Here is a 21977-nt window from a genome sequence, read left to right as displayed (position 1 = left end):
TACTTAATCCTCCTTATCTTCCGCCAATCTCTTATCTATAATTGGATATGCTCTATAACCCTCAAACTCCTTAGGTCTGAACAATACTTCCTTAAGCCATGCAAGGGATCTCTCCCTCTCTGACATAAGTATCTTATTAACATTGTCGTAATCCACAGGCTTCAACAGCTCATCATTTCCAAGAATGTCTGCCGCATCCTGAACGTAATGATCTCTCACCTGGAATACATCCACGAGGGATTCAAATCTTGTCATTCCTCTTGCACTGTTTGCAAGTCCGATAAAGTTTGTCTCAAATACAAGTGAGAAGCTTATTCCGTGGCATGAATCAGTGAGAACGAAATCTGCATTTCTGAAATAGTTCAGCCAGTCCTCGACTGTTATGTCGTCGACGATCTTGTCGTCCATATCCATGATCTGACGGTTCTTCACCGGGTCCTTTGGACGTCCGTCCAGAAGAACAACTACCTCAAGGCCGAGCTTCTCTGAAACCTCAACCACTGCGGCTCTCTTCTCCGGAGTTGGATCAAGTATATATGCAAGCATATATTTGCCATCGTGCTTCTTCTTTGCCTTGTCTGCCAGTGAATCGAATATCTTTCTGTCTGCAACAAATACAGGATCGAGAACTCTCACCGCATCTATTCCATACACATCCTTACAGATCTCAACTCCACTGGTCTCTCTGATGGATATTCCATCAAATTGTCTCATGTATTCAGATATCGTCTCCCTGTCCTGTACATTACAGAAATCCCTGTCATGTCCAAATGATGCAGAGAATGCGATCTTCTTCTTATCCGGCTCAACAAAATCGAAATAGAATGAGAAGCCGAAGCCTCTGCTTATACCTCTGTTCCACACCTGATCTGATCCCATGATGAATGTATCGACCTTGGAATTGAGCTCCCTCATATCCTTCAGTGTGTATCTCTTGCTCTCATGGTAATGTGCCTTTGCAAATCTTCTCGCATGGGTGTCAGGCTTGCCGGCTCCGGTCTTGGCTGCAGGCATGTCTATCATGAGCACTGACAGACCAAATGATCTGATGATCTCGTGAAGTGCGTAATAGGTAGCAACACTTCCGTAGTTCGCACCGAACCACACGCCATATATACCTACATCGTACTTGTCCTTGATGGCATAATCGTATGCCTTCTCCATGGATGAGCCATTCTTTATCTGCTCAAAATATCTCTGTCTGGCAGGATGATTCTTGAAGCAGTGGTCAAATGGCTGTCCTGTCTTGAGTACATCATCACAAGGTATCTCCTTGTTCAGGAGCAGCTTGTCTGCTATGGCAGCATATATCTTCTCACCCTGTGGACTGTTGACTGACACAATGGATGTTCCCTTGCCGTCAGTGTAATCTCTGTTGTACTTCTGGATTCCCCAGAAATCTGCAAGTGTTATATCACCTGTTCTCGGAAGCTTCGCATATGCGCAGTGTCCACAGAACTTTCTCGTCGATATACAAGGAAGGAATGCTCTGTAATATGGATCCTGTGTCCTTGTTCTGTGATAAACTGTTCCGTCAGTGTACTTTACAGTCATCTCTGTAGACCAGCCGAAGTAGTCCTTGTCTCTGAATCCAACATCAGCAACCTTGCCCTGATCCTTGCCGTGGTATTTGTTCAGATAATCATCGAACAGCTTTGGCGATGGGCCGCCGTGGCACATCAGATCTATTGTGTAGAGATTTGATATATCCACATTCTTGAGTGTTGCGTAAAGTCCTGCGACCTGACATCCGCATCCGCAGAATACTACCACTCTGCCTTCCTTGAGTATCTTCTTAACGTCCGCATACACCTTCGATGCATCAGCCTGAACATACTTGGATTTTCTGAGCTTGTCCAGATCATCCGAGCTCTCTATGATAAAGTGTTCAACCTTGAAATCGTCTGTGTATCCTGCTCCGCATACAGCTCCACCCTGCTCAAATGCATACTCAGCCAGCAGTGTGAATATTCCACCTGACGAACTCTTTGCCCTTATCTCATCGTCTGCATATGCCGCATAGCATGCAGGCTCGACAGTGTTCTTATACTCAAGATTTATAGATGGACAGATCTTTCTGCACAGACCGCAGTTTGTACATTTGCTGCGATCCACTACAGGAGCAAGAAATCCCTCTGAATCATACTTCATGCTTATAGCATTTACCGGACATACACTGTAGCACGCGCCGCAGCCACAGCAGTAATCAGGATGTATGCATCCGACTGTCTTGTCGCTATCGCGTCTCACCGCTTTCTTTCTCCACTCTACTCGCTCTTCTTCTCTCTGTCTGGCACTCTCCTGCTTCTCAAACACTTTGATCGCAGGCTCTGCTTTTTCCTTCGTGGTGAATACCTTATTCATCCTGATCTCAGCAGGCTCGACCTTTACAACAGGCTTTTCGCCGTCTCTGAGAGCGTAATCACCGCTCATCGCCCTCTGCGCCGCATTTACTCGCTGGGATGCCTTGAGCTTATCCTTTGGTTTCGAACCGTTCTTCTCTGAGGTGTAATCTCCACCCAGTGCTCTTCCCGCAGCCGCCAAACGGTTTTTTATACCTTTAATAGTAGCCATACCCTAAAGATACTCCTTCCATATCACTTTATATATGCAGATATTCCTTCCAGAACTTAGTTGTCTTCATCTCGTCAAATGCATTTCTGTAAGCCTGCTCAACTTCCACATGTGTCTTCTTGTATTTAGCCAATACTTTTCTATATCTCTTTATAAGCGCAAAACAACGCTTTCTGTTGATCGTTCTTCTGACTCCTGTTCCACCGTTCTTGTTCACGGCAACGAGAGTCTTCTTCATGTAATTCTTTCCCGGAACAAAGAACCAGTCGTACGCGATGATATACGGTGTTCTTCTGAGCATGAAGTTTGGAAGAAGATGTCCGTTTATCGTGAGCACATACATTACCTTGCGGAACAGATTAAGACTCTCATACTTGTATGGATCTGTAGGAAGATCCCCTGCATAGCCAAGCTCTGCCAGCGGCACAAGCTTCTCGTTCTTAGCATTGTGCTCCTTGAGGCTCTGCTCTCCGTCAAGATGCATGATATACTCTGGTCCCTTGAGGTAATCCTCAATGGAATCTATGAGCAGCTCAGCATTGTTGTATGCAAATCTGGTTATATCCTTCCAGAACATTCCCTTTACTCTCGCAAGGAAATCCACATCCTGGCATATTCCGCTTGCCGCCTGGATAACAAAACTGTTTCTGTGAACCTGATAAAGCTCCATGGCGGCGTTGAATTTGCCTGCAAATCCCACATGCCATATACAGATACCATTAAGTGCTATAAATCCCGGCTTATTTCTCAATGAGAACTCTACATCGTCACCTCTGACAAATACCGGAAGTGGTAAGCCTCTGTCCTCGATGTGCTCCACAGGTATACAGCAATACCACCAGCCTGCATATGCATCATCAACATTGAAACTGTAGTTCTCATTTGCAACTATGTTCTTGAGAAGCCTCATATCCATAGCTGACTTGACCGGACCGTATGATCCGTCTGCCTTGTGGACAAATCCCACGTCCTCATACTGCTTCTGGCGTATGTCGTAATCGAACATGGCTCCACTCAGGAAGCACTTCTTATACTCGTCTTTGAGGAGTCTGAGCAGATAATATGTTCTGAACAAACTCTCTGGCATGACCATAACGTCATCATCCATGAGGAGTACATGTGTAGGCTTCTTTGGAAGCTCCAGTGCCTCTATCATTCCACGGGTGAAACCGCCGGCTCCACCTACGTTGTTATTCATATAAACCTTGAGATCCTCACTGTCGAGCTCTGATGGATCGAGTTCTCTGTCATTGTCAATGACGTGTACGAACATGTGTCCCTTGAGGTCGCTTCCATCATAGAGTACATTTGACTTGATGAGGTCTATATTACGCTTGATATATTCCTGCTTCTTGAATGTTGTTGTGACAAGAGAGATATTTACATCTCTTATTCTGTCCTCCTCGATGTCAGCAGAATAGTATCCGCTATATATCTCTGTATCTTCCAGGGTATCCATATAGAAACCTACAAGAGCCTTATCTGTCTCTGGTATGTTCACAACCACCTCTGAAACCTCATCACTCTCAACTACCTGTGATACAAGTGGATTGTAGGTAACCGCAACGGATGCTGAATATATTGCATATACGGATATTGTAGCTTTTCCCTTCATTGTGAGGTGGAGCTTGAAGTTCTTTACCCCTGTATACTCTGACCAGCGTTTTACCTGAATGCAGTTGTAATAGCTCATGAAATTAACCTTTGTGAGCTTCTCAACAACATGACATTTCTTCTCTGAGTCGTATATAAATGGTGATTCCTCTCCCTTTCCAATGGCGCTGAATTCAGGATACTCTATCAAGTTCACATCCAGATTCATCTGCAGCATCACATTCTGCAACTTCACATTCTGTAACATTATCCAATCCTCCTGTGTTGTATATCAAACATCTTGCCTGATTTCTTGTTATTTCTTGTCCTTGCTCTGGGCCTTTGCCGGTGCAGGTGCATCCATCTCGGCCTTGAATGCATCGCATACCGTATCGGCATCTCCCACCATAACTACATTTCCATGATCCAGCCACATAGCCTTGTTACACTGCTTCTTGACAGCAGCTATGTTGTGGGATACATACAGCAGGGTCGTTCCATCCTCCAGCATGGCAGTCATCTTGGCCGCACACTTCTTCTTGAATCGCATATCACCTACAGCAAGTATCTCATCCGCAATGAGAATATCCGGCTCAACCGCCGTCGCTATGGAAAATGCAAGTCTGGTCTTCATACCTGAAGAAAAGTTCTTGACCGGAGAGTCAAGGAAATCCTGCAACTCTGAAAACTCAACTATATCGTCAAACTTTGACTCTATAAATGCCTTTGAATATCCCAGCAGAGTTCCGTTGAGAAATATATTCTCACGGGCCGTGAGCTGTGGATCGATTCCGGCTCCAAGCTCTATGAGGGCTGCCACAGTTCCCGATACCTTAACAGTACCGCTGGCAGGCTTCAATATTCTGCTGACTACCTTGAGCAGGGTGGATTTTCCGGCACCATTGGTTCCAAGGAAGCCCCACGCCTCGCCCTTCTTTATATCAAGATTGATGTCCTTTAACGCTATGAACTCCTGGAACATCAACTGTTTTGTCACAAGTCTTATAAAATACTCTTTCAGATTGTCCACCTTCAGATTGTTCTTGTTGAATCTTATGGTCACATCCTTGAGCTCTATAATGGTCTCACCCTTTGCCACAGTTGTTGTACGCTGTGCATTTGAGGTGAAAATCTTCTTATCATCAAGTTCGTTCTTTTTCTCTTCTACGTTAGCCAACTGCCACACCTCCTAAATATACAGAATGAACTTGTCCTGATTCTTCTTGAAACACAGCACTCCCAGTCCAAAGAAAAAGAATGCATAGAGGAATCCGAGACCGATAGTAGTGAGATCAGGCATCACTCCCTGATGCGCTATGCATCTAAACTGCTTGATATATACATACAGTGGGTTGAAGTAATTCACAAGTAACTTCAACCAGTCTGGCAGCATATCTATAGGATAGAATATCGCTGAACAGTACATCCACGCTGTGGTGACCGCATTCCATATATATCTTGTATCTCTGAAGAATACATGGAGCTGTGCAAGAAAAAAGCCCAATCCGCAGGCAAATATATAGGCCTGAAGGAATATGAATGGGAACAACAGCATCGTCCAGTAAAATGGTGAACGTGTGAATATGATAACGATAAGAAACGCTCCCAGTGAAAACAGGCAGTCAACAAGTGAGCTTGTGATCTTTGCCAGCGGGAACATAAACTTTGACACATACGTTTTCTTAAGCAGTGACGAATTATCTGTTATACTTCCAAGTGCCTTACCACATGCACCTATTACAAATTCGTACAGTATACGTCCTGCAAAAAGGTACACAGGAAAGTGTGGTATCGATCTGTTGAACATCTTGGAGAATACGATAACCATTACGATCATGATGAGCAATGGGTTCAGGATACTCCACACATATCCAAGAAAACTTCTTCTATACTTTAACTTTATATCTCTTGAAACAAGCTGATTTAAAAGATCTTTATAATTAAAAACTTCTAAAAAGCTTCCGCTTTTTACTTTCATTTTTCGTTAATCCTCCATAGTAAATCTATTCAAAACTCTTATTGTGCCTTACCTTGTTGTAAAGCTTTGAATTAAGCATTTTGTTGTAGCCTTCCAGACCCACATGCGCAGCATTCAGAAGCTTAAGTATCTTATAATGCTTCAATGTCATATCAACGACGTGTCTGTCTCTCTTGACTATATAACTCATAAGCTGATCTACCCGTGCAACACCTCTCTTTCTGTCGGAATCGCATAGCATGGAAGTTACCATGAAGCTCAGCAGAAGAAGATGTATCTTCTTGTCGCAGTATTCAAGAGCCCACTGCTCCGAGATGTCCTCTCTGTTCTTGAGCATCTTTACTATGACCATCTTGGTATGGTCGATTCTCTTGAACTGATTCTGCGCGGATACGCTCTGGGACACATCCCCGATCCTGTACTCGTACACGAACATATCGAGTGGCAGTATGGATTTTGCCAAGCAGCATGGATATGTCGCATATTCGTGATCCTCGTAGAATACTTTTTCTGCAAGTCTGACTCCATTCTCACGGTAAAACTGTGTTCTATATGTTATTCCATGGAATGTGAGGCTTCTGTCAAATTTTTTCCAGTCTGACATGACCTCTTCCATAGTATATTCTCTGTCGAATTCATCAGGGAAACATCTCCAGTTCTTTATCTCCCCTGTTGTTATATTGATGGTGTGGTGACATGTCAGAACAACATCCGCACTGGCATTCTCAAGCTTTCCTATAAACTCAGGAATACTCTCTGTGAGAAACCAGTCGTCGGCGTCAAGCACCTTCATGTATCTGCCCCTGGCCTTCTCAGCTCCGGCATTTATCGCTGAGCCATGTCCTCCGTTCTCCTTATTAATAAGTGAATAGCTGTCAGGATACTTCTCAATGTACTCCTCACATATACTCTCACTGCCGTCTGTCGAGCCATCGTTTACCACTATCACGTCTATTTTGTCCATAAGCTCCGGAACAACAAGTGATCCAAGACATTTGTCAAGATATGGCTTGCTGTTGTAAGACGGAATTATCACACTTAATATTTTTTCACTCATTTCTTCTTCCCTAACCTGTTCTCATGTATTCCCTTCATAATAAGTCTGAAGGCCTTAAACCATGATATATCACTGTCAAACTGATGTCTCTTCCTTATGCTGTAATACGCTGCGTACAATACCGCCGGTACATAACCCATGATGTATCTTGTCGTATTACCTCTGTTTATGAAAAATTCTTCGTTATACCCCTTAAACCATGTTGACTTTGTCTGCGCAACATCCGCTATGACAAATGGTACATAATATATTGCAAGTCCGTTCTTCCTGCAATCCGTGAGGAATCTGAATTCCTCTTCAGCTCCGTTGCCCGAGCCCGCACCCATGCGCTCATCAAAATATACATTATTATTGACTATGCTCTCTCTCTTGAATGATATCTGCCAGGATGCCACATGCATGAGATCCAGATATCCAAGCTTCTTAGGCATGTCGCCCCAATGGGCAGGTCTGTTGCCTATGTTGAATATGATGACATCCGCCTCTGGCAGATCTCTGTACGCAGTCAGTATCCCTTCTTCATAATTCCTGCTGAACACCTCATCGTCATCACACAGCAGACACACATCCGCCTCGGAATGCTTTATAGCATAGTTCCTGCTCTTGGTAAGACCCTTGTCATTCACCGAAAAAATTCTTGTCTTATGTCCGTTCCTGTCATATTCATTGTACCCATCATATCCACACTGGTTGACTATGATCGTGTCGGACTCTATATGGGATTTCGTTATGATATCCTCATCCTGAAGGTTCATACACGAAAGCAGTATTTCTAGTCTCATATGTCAAACACCCATTTCTATCTGATAAAGCCCTAAAAAAGGGCATAATTAACAAAGACCGCAGAAAGCGTAGTTTACTTACTTATACAACGTCTCTTTTAAAAAGTCAATACACAGAAAAGAGCACCGGCAAATCTACATCTGATTATATATAGTATTTGTCGGTGCTCTGCTGCTTTATGTTATTTATATTTTGGAATTAGTCATTATATCCATTTGGATTCATCGACTGCCACTTCCATGAATCAGCACACATCTCGTCGATTCCGTACTGAGCCTCCCAGCCAAGCTCCTTCTTGGCAAGTGAAGCGTCTGAGTAGCATGTTGCAATATCTCCAGGACGTCTCTCCTTGATCACATATGGAACGTCATGTCCACAGGCCTTGCTGAACGCCTTGATAACATCAAGGACACTGTAACCATTTCCTGTTCCAAGGTTGTATACCTTAACTCCAGGATTCTCCTTGATCTTGTTGATAGCCTTTACATGTCCAACTGCAAGGTCTACTACATGGATGTAATCTCTCACACCTGTTCCATCCGGTGTGTCGTAATCATTGCCAAATACGCCAACGCTCTGAAGCTTTCCGATTGCAACCTGTGCAACATATGGAAGAAGGTTGTTAGGAATACCCTTTGGATCCTCTCCGATAAGTCCGCTCTTATGAGCTCCGATTGGGTTGAAGTAACGGAGAAGAATTACATTCCACTCTGGATCTGCTGTGTGGAGGTCTGTGAGAATCTGCTCGATCATCCACTTTGTCCAGCCATATGGGTTCGTAGGTGTTCCCTTTGGGCACTCCTCCGTGATAGGGATAAATGCAGGATTGCCGTATACTGTAGCTGATGATGAGAAGATGATGTTCTTGCATCCGTTCTTTCTCATAACCTCGCACAGATTAAGAGTTCCTGTGATGTTGTTCTGATAGTACTCAAGTGGCTTTACAACTGATTCACCAACTGCCTTGAGTCCTGCAAAATGTATTACACAGTCAGGCTTCTCATCTGCAAATATCTTGTCCATAGCTTCCTTGTCAAGGATATCTGCCTTGTAGAATGTGAGATCCTTTCCTGTTATCTCCTTGATTCTGTCGACTGCCTTCTCGCTGGCATTGTAAAGGTTGTCGAGAATTACTACCTCGTAGCCTGCATTAAGCAGCTCAACACATGTATGACTTCCTATATAACCTGCTCCGCCTGTTACCAAAATTTTCATAATGTTTTCCTCCTTTATGATACTGTGACTCATAACCATCTGCCAGACACCTGTGCTTTTGGGGGCACTGTTAATGTCTTGCGCAAATGTCGATCACCAGTTTATAAACATTTTTATTTTGCAATGACGTTTTCTCCAACACTATACCACTACATCCTGTTATGCACAATAAAATGTGGCATTAATAAATATTAGTTATGGAATACGTCTGTCACAGATACACATATATTATTGCATTTTTAGTGCACACTATATTACTGTGCATTCACATAATCTACGAACTTGAGGAATGCAGCCTTTCCAGCCTCATCTCTCTTGTAAACGCCTGCACACTCAAGGATCTTTGCGAATACATCGCCGATCTCATCCTGAAGTATCTTGTGTACGTTGTCTGCATTTATGTCGTACTTTCCAATGAAAGTCTGTACCCAGTCGTAATGCTTTGCTATATTCTCATGAGCCTTGATGTCTCCACCTGCCACAAGAACCTCTGCCAGCTCTTCCATCTCGCCCTTGAGTCTTGCAGGAAGGACCGCAAGTCCCATCACCTCGATGAGTCCGATGTTCTCCTTCTTGATGTTGTGATACTGCTCCCATGGATGATAGAGACCAAGTGGATGCTCCTCTGTGGTGATGTTGTTACGAAGGACTAAGTCCATCTCGTACTTGCCATCTCTCATTCTTGCGATCGGAGTGATCGTGTTGTGAGGCTCTCCGTCTGTCTCCGCGAATATGTACGCATCCTCATCTGTGTAGCCTCTCCATGCGCCGAGAATCTTGTCAGCAAGATCTATGATCCTGTCCGGATCCTCTCCGTCAAGTCTGATGACTGACATAGGCCACTTCACGATTCCTGCCTCAACATCCTCATATCCTGCAAATGTAATCTTTGTCTCAACAGGTGCCTTTGTCATGGCAAATGTATAACGTCCGCCCTGGAAGTGATCGTGTGTGAGGATAGATCCACCTACTATAGGAAGGTCTGCATTTGATCCCAGGAAGTAATGTGGGAACTGTCCAACAAATGAAAAGAGTTTCTGGAATGTAGCCTTTTCTATCTTCATAGGGATGTGCTGTCCGTTAAACACGATACAGTGCTCATTGTAGTATACATATGGAGAATACTGGAATCCCCACTTGCTACCATTTACCTCTATAGGGATGATCCTGTGGTTCTCTCTTGCAGGATGGTTGATCCTTCCCGCATATCCCTCGTTCTCCATACACAGCTGGCACTTTGGATATGATGACTGTGACATGGTCTTAGCAAGGGCAATCATCTTCGGATCCTTCTCAGGCTTTGAAAGGTTGATGGTGATGTCGATATCACCATACTCTGTAGGCTTTACCCACTTGATGTCCCTTGCAACTCTGTATGTTCTTATATAATCTGTTGCTCTGCTGAGCTTATAATAGAAGTCTGTTGCCTCCTCTGGGGACTTTGCATACTTCTCTCTGAATGTCTTTATGATCTGGCTTGGCTTTGGAACCAGCGCATTCATGATCTTCGTGTCGAACAGATCTCTGAGGACAACTGAATTCTCTGCGATAAGTCCATTCTCAACTGCGTAATCCAGAATCCCCTTGAGACACTCCTCAAGTTTTTCCGGTGTATCTATAGCTGGCACCTCACCCGGCTCCTCGTAGCTGTCCTTCTTCAGCATCTCGAGGATGGTGTTGGTCGTATATATTCTATCCTCTTCCTCTATCAGCTCATTTGCAATTCCGTACTCAACGAGCTGCTTGATATTTGTATCTATCATGGTTGTAACCCTTCTTTCTACATATCCTTATATTTTTTCACGCACAGATATTTGCGAAACCCATAAACCTGTATTATGTTTGAGGTAATTTAACATTACCAAATCAGGGGAATACGAGGCCGCCGGTCCTTAGGTAATAGTCAATGCTAAAAAATCAGCATTGACTATTACCCACAACAGCTGGCAAGCCAGCTGTTACATGCGCTGCAGGCTGAGTTAAGTGGAAACGACCCCTGATTGGTATGTTAAATTGCCTCAAACACTATACACTGTCATGTTTCGCAAATATCTATTCAACTACCTTGATTCCGCCGTAAGGTCTTACCTTGAGGACGTGGCATGCGCCCTCTCCGAAGATCGACTCGATGTTCTTCTTGTACTCAGCAACAGCCGCATTCTTGACAAATGCCTGGATTGTTCCGGCAAATCCGCCGCCGTGTACTCTGCACACACCGTTCTTGCCGATGAACTTCTCCGAGAAGCCAAGTGCTATTGATACATTCTGTGTGAGTGGATCCTTTGCGCTGTATATATTCTGAAGAAGCTTGAATGATGAATCTCCGCTTCTCTTTATAACATCGAGGAAATGGTCAAATTCCTGATTCTCAAGTGCTGCAACACCCTCTGCAACTCTGTCCTGCTCTGTGTAGAAGTGGAGTGCGCGAAGGACTGCTCTGTCATTCACCTTGCCGCTGGCTCTCATCTCACCAACCTTGCTGATGAAATCCTCCTCTGAAACTCTGCTGAGGAGTTCCTCGCCGAAGTAATTTGCAACCTGCTTCATCTCTGCAGGGATTGCTGCGTAGTCGTCTGTGAGGTCTGCATGTGAACCCTTTGTGTCAACGATACACAGGCTGTACTGGTGAGCCTCAAAGTCAACTGGGACCTGCTTGATGACAGGATTAGCCTTGTCGAAGAAGTCGATATATATAAGTCCTCCGACTGCACATGCCATCTGATCCATAAGTCCGCATGGCTTGCCGAAGTATACGTTCTCTGCGTACTGTCCTATCTTTGCAACATCAACTGATGAAACCTTCATGTCATTGTAGAGGCCTGAAAGGATAGTTCCTATAAGGCTCTCAAATGCTGCTGATGATGACATTCCAGCTCCCATGAGCACATCGCTTGTCACAAATGCTGTGAAACCGCCTACCTTGAATCCGTAGTCTCTGATTCCTGCAACAACGCCCTTGATAAGCGCTGTTGTTGTTCCCTCAAGTGCAGGATCCTGCTCGATATCATTTACATTGATAACTTCCTTTGGCATATCGTCTGACACAAGCTCGATCACGCCGTCCTCTCTAGGTGCCACAATTGCTATGGCATCAAGGTTGATCGATGTAGCAAGTACATGTCCGTTCTGATGGTCTGTATGGTTTCCACACACCTCACTTCTTCCGGGAGCGCTGTAGATAGCAACCTCCTGATCTCCGAATAACTCTGTAAATTTATCAAGAGCTTTTACATATCTTTGCCTGTTGTATGGGATCATATCCTTGTCGAGATAGATCTGTGCAAGCTTCTCGTCAAACTCTCCACCTGCGATAATTTCCTTTAGTTCTGCGATTTTCTTCATTGTCTGTAACTCCACCTTTCTCCATCTTTTTATATTTTTTTCTTAATGTCCGTTATTTTGTTGTCCATATTGCGCACATTTTCTGCGCTACGCCGTTGCGCTTCTTGCTTTGTGAATATAATTCTATAACAATATACAGATTTTGAACATGGCATAGCGTTGCAAATATATGTCCATTTGTTAGATTGTTTTTTCTGGCGGAACATATTATTGTATGGATAATCCGGTTGAATGTATGTTATACTCTTATATATTATAATGAGAGAACGAGTTCATATGCCTTCATTACAGAAACGTTCAAATCTTATAAATTTAGAACAGTACGAGAATCTGTATATGGACTTTGCCAAAATCTCCTGAAGATTATCAGATCAATTTATGAAGTTACTTTATTAAGAAAATGCGGAGTTTGTAAAATGGAAAATAAGATCGTAATGGAATTCCCCCAGGAGAATGATACAGACCTCTACCTGAATGTGTTCGGACACTCGATAACCGAACCGCTGCACAAGGCAGGCCCTGCGGTCAAAACATTCTACCTTATACATTTTGTACTTGAGGGGGAGGGCGACTTCTATGTGAAGGGAGCCCACTATCATCTGAAAAAGGGTCAGGGCTTCCTCATTGAACCTGACACCCCCGCCACATATATATCGGACGAACACCATCCATGGCGTTATGTATGGTTCGGTTTCTCGGGCAGATGCGCCCACGACACGCTGAGCAGTATCGGGCTCACCCAGAACCAGCCTATATTCACCTGCGAGGATGGCGACAAACTGAAAAAGTACGTATTTGATATGCTTGCTCACAACACCTCGGATCACGCAGACCACTTCAGGCTCATGGGCATGCTCTACCTCGCTCTGTCTGTCATCGCAAATGCACAGAAAGACAAGCTGGAGACTCCATCGGGAAATGCCTACGTAAACCACGCCATCTCCTACATTCAGAACCACTACAGTATGCCTATGAAGGTGGAGGAGCTGTCGGATTACGTAGGCATCAACAGAAGCTATTTCTCTGACCTGTTCAAGCAGTACACCGGGATGAGTCCTGTGAAATACCTGCAGAATTTCCGCATAACAAAAGCCCAGCATATGCTTACCATATCTGAGCTTTCTATAGAAAGTATTGCATTTTCATGCGGCTACCAGTCCGCCGAGGCTTTCCACAAGATCTTCCGCAAGACCACCGGCATATCGCCTAATGCCTACCGGCAGGAAAAACGCCAGAGAACCATCTCCAGCCAGGAAACCATGAACAATAACCGGCCGGATTATATCGAGACGGACGACGAGCTGTGATCTTTACAAGGCCACAGCTCGCTTATCATTTTGACATATTCTATTTATCATAAGCACAATATAAACGCAATTACATGAATCACCAGATCATTGTCGGATGCCACATTATCAGCAATAACAAACACAAACCAAATCTCCTTTGAATCAAACGCATTTATATTTTAAAAAGTGTTAGCAGTAGAATACTTACCATTTCCATACCTTGACTATAGTTCAAGAGATTACATATGTAATCTCTCTTTCTACCATTAACACTATGTTCTGATTTAGGTTAAACTCAATCTTTGTCATTTGCTTCACGATATTATAATCTTTACTAATTTATCTTATAAAGTTCGTCTGGTTGCCTCTCTCTGTGTCAGGGAGCGCAACACCTGCTGCCTTGCCGGCTTCAAAGCATTTGAGCATCCATGCAAGGTTCTTAGCAAGATTCCTCATGGTCTGCATACCCTCCGCATCCAGCTCAGCCTCTCCAGGCACGCGTCCGTGTACAAGATTCCAGTATGTAGAGCCAGCCACCGGCATCTGTGATATTCCAAAGTATTTATTCATCACATCGAATGATGCTGATGTTCCGCCACGTCTTGCAACTGCCACAGATGCACCCGGCTTGAATGCAAATGCACGGCCGCTGCTGTAGAATACTCTGTCAAGGAATGACTGCACACGTCCGCTTGGATGAGCATAGTATACAGGTGTTCCAAATACCAGTCCGTCTGCTTCCTTTGCCTTGGCAACGAACTCATTTACCTTATCGTCATCAAACACACAACCTTTTTCCGTACACTGTCCACAGCCTATGCAGTCTCTCAGTGGAGCTGCTCCGATCTGGAATATCTCATAGTCTATTCCCTCTTTCTTGAGCTGCTCGCCTACCTCGTAAAGTGCACGGTATGTATTGCCCTGCGGCTTCGCGCTTCCATTCAACATTAAAACCTTCATATTCAGTTCCTCCAATCATTTACACCACTATTTATATGTAACTGTCGATTACTTATCAGTAGTTCTCTTTTCTTTTATATATTTGACTAAAAATATTATCGCCAGTACAAGCAAAACGCTGACACAGAATACCGTCACGCCCAGGGAATACACTGACTTTTTTATCAGCTTAGCCACCACAAATACTATAGCCAAAATTACAAAACATATTGATTTGTATAAATTGCTGCTCACGTTTTATCCCTCCATGTTAATTTCCACCGCCACACACACATGGCAGTTTCTTCTATATTATATATACACTTAATGATAAATTTTTTCCAGCTATTTATCACCGCCTGATCGACTTCCTGTACTCCATCGGTGACATCCCCTTTTCTTTCTTGAACACCCTGCTGAAGTAGAGGGGGTTGTCGTATCCAACAATCTTGGCGATCTCTGTCATGTTATAATCAGAGCTCTCGAGAAGCATCTGGGCGTTGGCTATACGCTTTGACATGATGTACTGTGTGGGCGTGGTGCCGATGCGCTGTCTAAAGTTCCGTATGAACCAGCTCACGCTCATGTTATGCTCATTTGCATAACTTTCCACCACTATCTCTTCGTTATAATGCTCTCCCAAATATGCCGCCGCACGGTCCATCTCCTCTGCCATGACCGAAAAGGTTTTTGAATCATCCTGCTCCTGCTGTCTGTGAGCTGAGATAAGCATCTGTCTGAATATGTATTCCAACATCTCCTCATAGTCATCCCGGCAGAGCTGTAGCTCCTGTATCATTTGCCTGAACAAAATTCTGTACTCAGCATGGTCTCCACCATAGAACATATTCACATCGTCATTTATTCCGTATCGCCTGAGTGTCTGCTTCACCTCTCCCCCGGTAAAATGCACCCAGAACACCTCCGTGTGTTCGTCTCCGTAATACACATACCGTTGCATCTGTCTCGGCCTGTATATCACCATGCTTCCGGGACAGGCGATCACATCCTGCCCATCTATCTCAAAATGTGCCTTTCCCGCCGCCACATATATGAGCTGATAATCCTTACGCCCCTTAGGTCTGTAGGTCGTAAACTCTTTCTGTGTATACAGCTTGTACGTTCCGCAGCTTGTGACTATGAGCGGTCTGCTCTTGTCCACTATGTCGAGCAGTGAGTTGTGAAGATATGCTGAGTTTGTATACATGTGTGGCTCCTTTCTATATGGCAAATCACACTATTATTTCACTATTTTTACACTATTTTGAAGCGTGTGCAGACACATCCTGTATGCTTTATACTTTTTCTTTTGTCTGTTCAGAGACTTCACCCTGCAAGCGGACTTGCAGGGTGCGGTGTATCCGCCTTATAAAACTAGAATGTGCATATTTTGTCTCATTATATGTATGGACTTTTCATGTGCCGTTATCTTATAATATATCTAACAAACGACGAATATACAACGTTTTATATATTAAATTAACCACAGGAGGTATTGTTATGATCATTCCGCGTCACTACGAAAATCTGCATATTCTGCATGAGAACACCATGCCGGATAGGAATTACTATATTCCTGCTGGGAAGGCATACAGCACATCCCTTGATGCAAGGGATCTCTCGGACAGAGTACAGTTTCTGAATGGAACCTGGAAGTTCCGCTACTACGACAGCATTTACAAGCTTCAAGACGAATTCCACAGTGAGGGATATGATATATCCGGTTTCGATGATATTCCGGTTCCATCAGTATGGCAGATGCACGGATACGACTATCATCAGTATACCAATGTCAGGTATCCATTTGCATTTGACCCACCTTATGTTCCAAAGGACAACCCATGCGGAGCATATGTGACCGACTTCGACTACGATCAGAACGAGGACGCACCACTCGCGCACTTGAACTTTGAGGGTGTAGATTCCTGTTTCTATGTATGGCTCAACGGCAGGTATGTTGGCTACAGCCAGGTGTCCCACTCAACCAGTGAATTTGACATAACCGGATTCATAAGAAACGGCTCCAACAGGCTCTGCGTGCTGGTCCTCAAATGGTGCGACGGAAGCTATCTTGAGGATCAGGATAAGTTCCGCATGAGCGGTATTTTCAGGGATGTATATATCCTGAAACGCTCTGAGGGTGCTGTATACGACTATTTCATAAAGACCAGCTGTGACGATATAAAGGATCCAACTAAGGCAGATGTAACCATAGACTTCACAGCATTTACAGAATATTCCTGCGTTGAAGACCGTTTTTCATCAAAACCGGAAACAGTGGTTGATAAAGGCGCTGATTCAAATGTTGATATTGAAGTTACTATTCTGGACGCCGATGGCAGCATATGTTCATCAGGCTGTGTAAAATGTGAAATTTCCGCTCAGAGCGATGCCAATACCAATGCAGACGAAGGCAAAACCGCAGCCAGCTCCAGCAGCATTACTTTGTCGATCGACTCCCCTGTGCTGTGGAATGCAGAAAAGCCATACCTCTACACTGTCATCATAAGATGCGCCGGTGAGGTCATCACTGACAGGATAGGAATCAGGGAGATAACGATAGAGAATAAGATCGTGTACATCAACGGCATGCCTATCAAGTTCCACGGAGTGAACAGACACGACTCTGACCCTGTGACCGGTTTTACAATCAGCAGAGAACAGGTCATCAGGGATATGTCTCTCATGAAGCAGCACAATGTCAACGCCATAAGGACCAGCCATTATCCAAATGTTCCTTATTTCTATGAGCTCTGCGACGAATATGGATTCTATGTGATAGACGAGGCTGACATAGAGGCACATGGTCCAAGTGAATTGTTCTATTGTGATAATAATTGGGATAACAAGGCAGCAAGGTGGAATGAGCCGATCGCCAACAATCCTGAATTCTGTGAATCCATTCTTGACCGCATCAGGCGCTGTGTCATCAGGGACAAGAACCGTGCCAGCGTAGTCATCTGGTCCATGGGAAATGAAAGTGCTTACGGCGTGACATTTGAGGAGGCTCTGGCATGGGTCAAGTCCTATGACAGCTCCCGTCTCACCCACTACGAGAGCGCCCAGTATACAGACGGCAAGAGAAAATACGATTACAGTAATCTGGATCTCTACAGCAGAATGTATCCATCCATATCCGAGATGGCTGAGTATATAGATGGTGATGGCGACAAGCCTTACATCCTGTGCGAATATTGTCATGCCATGGGCAACGGCCCTGGAGATCTGGAGGACTACTTCCAGTTCTTCGACAGCCACGAGACCACCTGTGGCGGTTTTGTGTGGGAGTGGTGCGACCACGCCATATACAGGGGCAAGGCGGCAAACGGCAAGGATATGTACGCCTACGGTGGAGACAGCGGTGAGACTATCCACGACGGCAACTTCTGTATGGACGGTCTGGTGTATCCGGACCGCAGACCACACACAGGACTTCTTGAATTCAAGAACATCAACCGCCCGGTAAGGATCACTGGATATGATGAGACAAATGGAGTTTTGACTCTGCACAACTACATGGATTTCACTGACATCAAGGACTACCTCACAATGAGCTACGAGGTTATGCGAGATGGTCAGGTTGCCGCATCCGGGGATATCGACACGCCTTCCATAGCTCCTCACAGTGTCGGAACTATCCGCCTGAGCCCTGTTACAAATATACAGAAATCATTGTCAGACTTATATGCAGCAAGTCATGCTGACATTTCTGGCAGCTCAGATGTTACTGATCGTTCAAGTGTTGTTGAATGTTCAGATGTCGCCGATTGCACAAAAGATATTATTACACACAGAATGTTTCTCCGTGTGATATATAAGGCAGCTTGTGACAGTGCATTCGTAAAGAAAGGTGATGTGTTGGGATTTGACGAGATAGAACTTGCCACACAAAAACAGAACGCAGACAAGGTCCTGGATAAAGCATCGTCTTTGGACAAGGCGCAGAATTTGGCGGAACAATATCTGACTACTCAGGATACAGCTTCTGCCCATCTTCATGTATCGGAAAGCGACACAGAATTTGTTGTCAGCGGAAGTAATTTTGAATATATATTTGACAGGAACACAGGAAACTTTACAGGCTTTGCAATGGACGGTCAGGAACTTCTCGCTGCTCCATGCGATAAGACTATCTGGCGCGCGCCTACAGACAACGACAGAAATATCAAGAACGAGTGGTTAAGAGCCCACTATGACATGATATCCGAGAGGACATATGAGACTGGCTGCATTATAAAAGATGGATGTGCCGTGATATCGTGCACGTCAAGCCTCTCAGCACCAACGGTACAGCCTGTTCTGAGGATAAACGCTGAATGGATAATAACACCTGAAGGAACTATAAAATCAAAAATGCATGTAAAGAAAAATGCTGAATTCCCTACGCTCCCAAGATTTGGCGTGAGGATGATTTTGAGAGAAGATATGCGAAATGTAAATTATATCGGTATGGGTCCATATGAAAGCTACGCAGACAAGCACCATGCAAGCTGGCATGGCTCATTTTCTGCATCCATTGACGAGATGCACGAGGACTATATCATGCCACAGGAAAATGGAAGCCACTTTGACTGTAGCCTTGTTCAGGTCAGTGCCCCTGGAGCAAGCGACGAGTCTGACAGGAATAGCTCCGACAAAAATAACTTTGTCAACGGTTCATCATATCAGAGCATTTGCAATGCGCAGACAGCCGAAACGATCGCAGCTACAACAGCCCACAGCATAACCGTGACATCCGCTGTGCCATTTTCAATGAACGCCTCGCCTTACACCGCAGAGGAACTCACAGTGGCAACCCACAACTACGAGCTGCCAGAGAGTGACAAGTCCGTCCTGTGCATAGACTATCGCCAGAACGGAATCGGCTCCAACAGCTGCGGCCCCGAGCTTGATGAGAAATACAGATTTGACGAGGATGAGTGGGAATTTGGATTTACCATGCATGTGAAATAGATACAAAATTATCGCTAAATTAAGTTTATCTCATGAAAAAGGACAAAGCCTCCAAACTTTGTCCTTTTTTCCGCTTATATGAGTATTTAGATACAATTTTGTATCTTTTTCACCATTTTGACTGTGATTAGCGAGAATCAATTATCAGATTTACCCGAAATCTGCCAAGCAGCGGTATTCCTCTTCATCCGGCGCATCTTCTCCGGATCCTTGCCTGATTTTTGGACGCCACCTACCACATCGTACTCTATGCCAGATGACACATCGACTACGTCAGGATGCACCTGCTCTATCGCCCGCCGCACATTGTCCGGCGTAAGACCTCCGGCAAGCACAAACAGCCTTCCATCTCTGTCGATATCCGTCAAACTGTTCCAGTCAAATGTCTTGCCACTTCCAGGTTCACCGGCATCGAACACATAACCTGCAACATTCGAAAGGCTTTGATAATGTGGGTACATATCCATATCCTTCACATTGAACGCCTTCCACACAGGCAAATGCGCACTCTCTATAAGCTCATCGCTGGTCTGTCCATGAATCTGTATCACATCAAATCCCAGCTCACCTATCTCCGCTATCTGCTCCGCATCCGGGGATACCACCACTGCAACCTTCTTCACATCTTTCCTCAGTTCTTCAAGCAACCTGCGCGCAGTCTCCACGCTGACATTTCTCTTTGACTTTGGGAAATACATCACCATTCCTATATAATCAGGTCTCACCTCATTCACCGCGGCCACATCGGCCGGGGTCGTGATTCCGCACATCTTTATCTTCATGCTGTCTCTCCTATTTTTTAACATCGGCTCGTCAACAGGCGAAAACTGATGCTACATATCCTTATCGAACGTCAACCCTGATAGGTCAAGTTTATATATCGTGTCAGCCATCTTTTCGTTTTCCAGAAACATCATCATATATATTGGCAAATATACTTTTTTGCCGCTGACCTCTACGTTTCTCTCCGAAAAAACATATGCATATTCTATTCCGTAATTTTCATCAGCCAAGACATTGCACAGCGCAGAGTGTCGTTTGTAATCCTTACCCGATTTTATCTCCAGTGGAACTACTTTACCATTCAGTTCTATTACAAAATCAAGCTCACCCTGCTTTTTGCTGTTAAAATAATATTCTTTATGACCTTTGCTGAGTAGTTCCTGGGAAACCACATTTTCAAATAGCGCACCATTGTTTATAGACTTTTCTTTATTCAGTATCGCCATTTTCACCTGATCCGAATACCTACTTGTCAGCAGTCCTACATCGGAGAAAAATAGTTTAAAGAGATTCCTATTCTCACTGATCACAAGCGGAAGTTTCGGCTCACTTATATTGTAGACCGGTATCGCAACCCCAGCATCCTTAAGCCACAGAAAATCATTTGCAACCCTATCATAACTGAGGCCTTTACCTATACTATTGATCTGGAATCGTTTATTTTTCTGATCAAGCTGTCCCGGCATAGCATCATATATCTCCTGCAGTTTCAGCTTGTATCTTGTCTCATACTTTGTAAAATCACTCTTGTACAATCTAACTATCTTTTCATGTACCTCCGCTACCTTCGCAAGATCATTTGTCTCCACATAGGTATTGACCGCCTCCGGCATTCCGCCCACGATAAGATACAGATTAAATACATCAAGCATTTTTTCATGTACAAACGAATCAACAGGCAGCCTCTGCGTAAAGCATTCCTTCATTGTGTCGATCACATTCTGATTCACACCAACAGAAACCATAAATTCGCACAGATCCATCGGATACATATCGTATACTCGCAGATATCCAACCGGTGCAGATCTGAGATCATTCAGCTCTACGCCCAAAAGCGAACCGCTCATGATATACCTGTAGCTTCCATCTTCCACCAGGAACTTCACTCTTGTCACTATATCTTTAAACTCCTGCACCTCATCCAGAAATATGATCGTACGGCCTTTCTCAAGAGGCTGTTTTGTCACCAGGCTAAGTCTCATAAGCAGATCCTTTGCATCTCTGGCACCGTCAAACAATGTTACAAGCTCCGGCTGGTCAATAAAATTTAATTCCACATATGGCACTCCACTTTCCCTGAGGCATTCTTTTATAAGATATGTCTTACCGATCTGTCTTGCTCCAGTTATGAGCAAAGCATCCCTGCCGCTCTGAATCCATGAATCTATATAATTTTTTGCCGATCTTTCCAGCATAAAATCACCCCACACACTGCATTTGCAACTTTTCTATCCTTATGATATCAATTTTT

General features: G+C 44.3%; 16 protein-coding genes. 2 read left to right on the top strand and 14 right to left on the bottom strand.

Annotated features, from left to right (window positions below; all coding sequences use genetic code 11):
- Positions 1-3: 3 nt before the first annotated feature.
- From DWW60_RS03860 to DWW60_RS03820, 9 genes are all read right to left on the bottom strand, one after another.
- Complete coding sequence (locus tag DWW60_RS03860; protein WP_117874411.1) at positions 4-2574, bottom strand: polysaccharide pyruvyl transferase family protein; 2571 nt, start codon at positions 2572-2574, stop codon at positions 4-6.
- 28 nt (positions 2575-2602) lie between these two features.
- The gene (locus DWW60_RS03855) at positions 2603-4435 is read right to left on the bottom strand and encodes a glycosyltransferase family 2 protein (RefSeq protein ID WP_055145048.1); all 1833 of its coding nucleotides are present in this window, start codon (positions 4433-4435) and stop codon (positions 2603-2605) included.
- A gap of 48 nt (positions 4436-4483) precedes the next feature.
- Entirely contained in the window at positions 4484-5344 is an 861-nt protein-coding gene (locus tag DWW60_RS03850; protein WP_022217009.1) for an ABC transporter ATP-binding protein, read from the bottom strand.
- 12 nt (positions 5345-5356) lie between these two features.
- The gene (locus DWW60_RS03845; RefSeq protein WP_015534593.1) at positions 5357-6145 is read right to left on the bottom strand and encodes an ABC transporter permease; all 789 of its coding nucleotides are present in this window, start codon (positions 6143-6145) and stop codon (positions 5357-5359) included.
- 25 nt (positions 6146-6170) lie between these two features.
- On the bottom strand, positions 6171-7202 hold the full coding sequence (locus DWW60_RS03840) for a glycosyltransferase family 2 protein (protein WP_117874410.1): 1032 nt from the start codon (positions 7200-7202) through the stop codon (positions 6171-6173).
- Positions 7199-7984, bottom strand: a complete 786-nt coding sequence (locus DWW60_RS03835) for a glycosyltransferase family A protein (protein ID WP_242859110.1) — start codon at positions 7982-7984, stop codon at positions 7199-7201. The genes DWW60_RS03840 and DWW60_RS03835 overlap by 4 nt, the downstream gene beginning before the upstream one ends.
- Before the next feature lie 199 nt (positions 7985-8183).
- A complete protein-coding gene (gene galE / locus DWW60_RS03830; protein WP_022217011.1) occupies positions 8184-9200 on the bottom strand; it encodes a UDP-glucose 4-epimerase GalE in 1017 nt (338 codons plus the stop codon).
- A 254-nt stretch (positions 9201-9454) separates the two neighbouring features.
- Positions 9455-10963, bottom strand: a complete 1509-nt coding sequence (gene galT / locus DWW60_RS03825) for a UDP-glucose--hexose-1-phosphate uridylyltransferase (protein WP_117874409.1) — start codon at positions 10961-10963, stop codon at positions 9455-9457.
- 289 nt (positions 10964-11252) lie between these two features.
- A complete protein-coding gene (locus DWW60_RS03820) occupies positions 11253-12542 on the bottom strand; it encodes a galactokinase (protein WP_117874408.1) in 1290 nt (429 codons plus the stop codon).
- Positions 12543-12958: 416 nt separating this feature from the next.
- On the opposite strand from DWW60_RS03820, the gene DWW60_RS03810 reads away from it, so the two are divergent.
- Positions 12959-13849, top strand: coding sequence for an AraC family transcriptional regulator (locus tag DWW60_RS03810; RefSeq protein WP_117874407.1), 891 nt, complete (start codon positions 12959-12961; stop codon positions 13847-13849).
- A 321-nt stretch (positions 13850-14170) separates the two neighbouring features.
- Here the strand turns inward: DWW60_RS03810 and DWW60_RS03805 are convergent, their stop codons facing one another.
- The 3 genes from DWW60_RS03805 to DWW60_RS03795 form a co-directional block, all read right to left on the bottom strand.
- Positions 14171-14791, bottom strand: coding sequence for a flavodoxin family protein (locus DWW60_RS03805; protein WP_015534585.1), 621 nt, complete (start codon positions 14789-14791; stop codon positions 14171-14173).
- A gap of 48 nt (positions 14792-14839) precedes the next feature.
- Complete coding sequence (locus tag DWW60_RS03800; RefSeq protein ID WP_117874406.1) at positions 14840-15025, bottom strand: hypothetical protein; 186 nt, start codon at positions 15023-15025, stop codon at positions 14840-14842.
- 97 nt (positions 15026-15122) lie between these two features.
- Positions 15123-15977, bottom strand: coding sequence for a helix-turn-helix domain-containing protein (locus tag DWW60_RS03795; RefSeq protein WP_117874405.1), 855 nt, complete (start codon positions 15975-15977; stop codon positions 15123-15125).
- Positions 15978-16270: 293 nt separating this feature from the next.
- Here DWW60_RS03795 and DWW60_RS03790 point away from each other — a divergent pair, with 293 nt between their 5' ends.
- Positions 16271-19723 carry a glycoside hydrolase family 2 TIM barrel-domain containing protein gene (locus DWW60_RS03790; protein WP_117874404.1) on the top strand — a complete coding sequence of 1151 codons (3453 nt, stop codon included), beginning with the start codon at positions 16271-16273 and terminating at the stop codon, positions 19721-19723.
- Between the two features lie 137 nt (positions 19724-19860).
- Here DWW60_RS03790 and DWW60_RS03785 read toward each other — a convergent pair whose 3' ends face one another.
- Positions 19861-20505 carry a phosphoribosylanthranilate isomerase gene (locus DWW60_RS03785; RefSeq protein WP_015534583.1) on the bottom strand — a complete coding sequence of 215 codons (645 nt, stop codon included), beginning with the start codon at positions 20503-20505 and terminating at the stop codon, positions 19861-19863.
- A 51-nt stretch (positions 20506-20556) separates the two neighbouring features.
- Positions 20557-21921, bottom strand: a complete 1365-nt coding sequence (locus DWW60_RS03780; RefSeq protein ID WP_117874403.1) for an ATP-binding protein — start codon at positions 21919-21921, stop codon at positions 20557-20559.
- Positions 21922-21977: the final 56 nt, after the last annotated feature.

Origin of the sequence: Coprococcus sp. AF16-22 (genome assembly GCF_003461545.1) — a bacterium.
GTDB classification, from domain to species: domain Bacteria; phylum Bacillota; class Clostridia; order Lachnospirales; family Lachnospiraceae; genus Coprococcus; species Coprococcus aceti.
The sequence above is the reverse complement of the archived record's forward strand: the minus strand, read 5'-3'. Positions and strand labels throughout refer to the sequence as shown.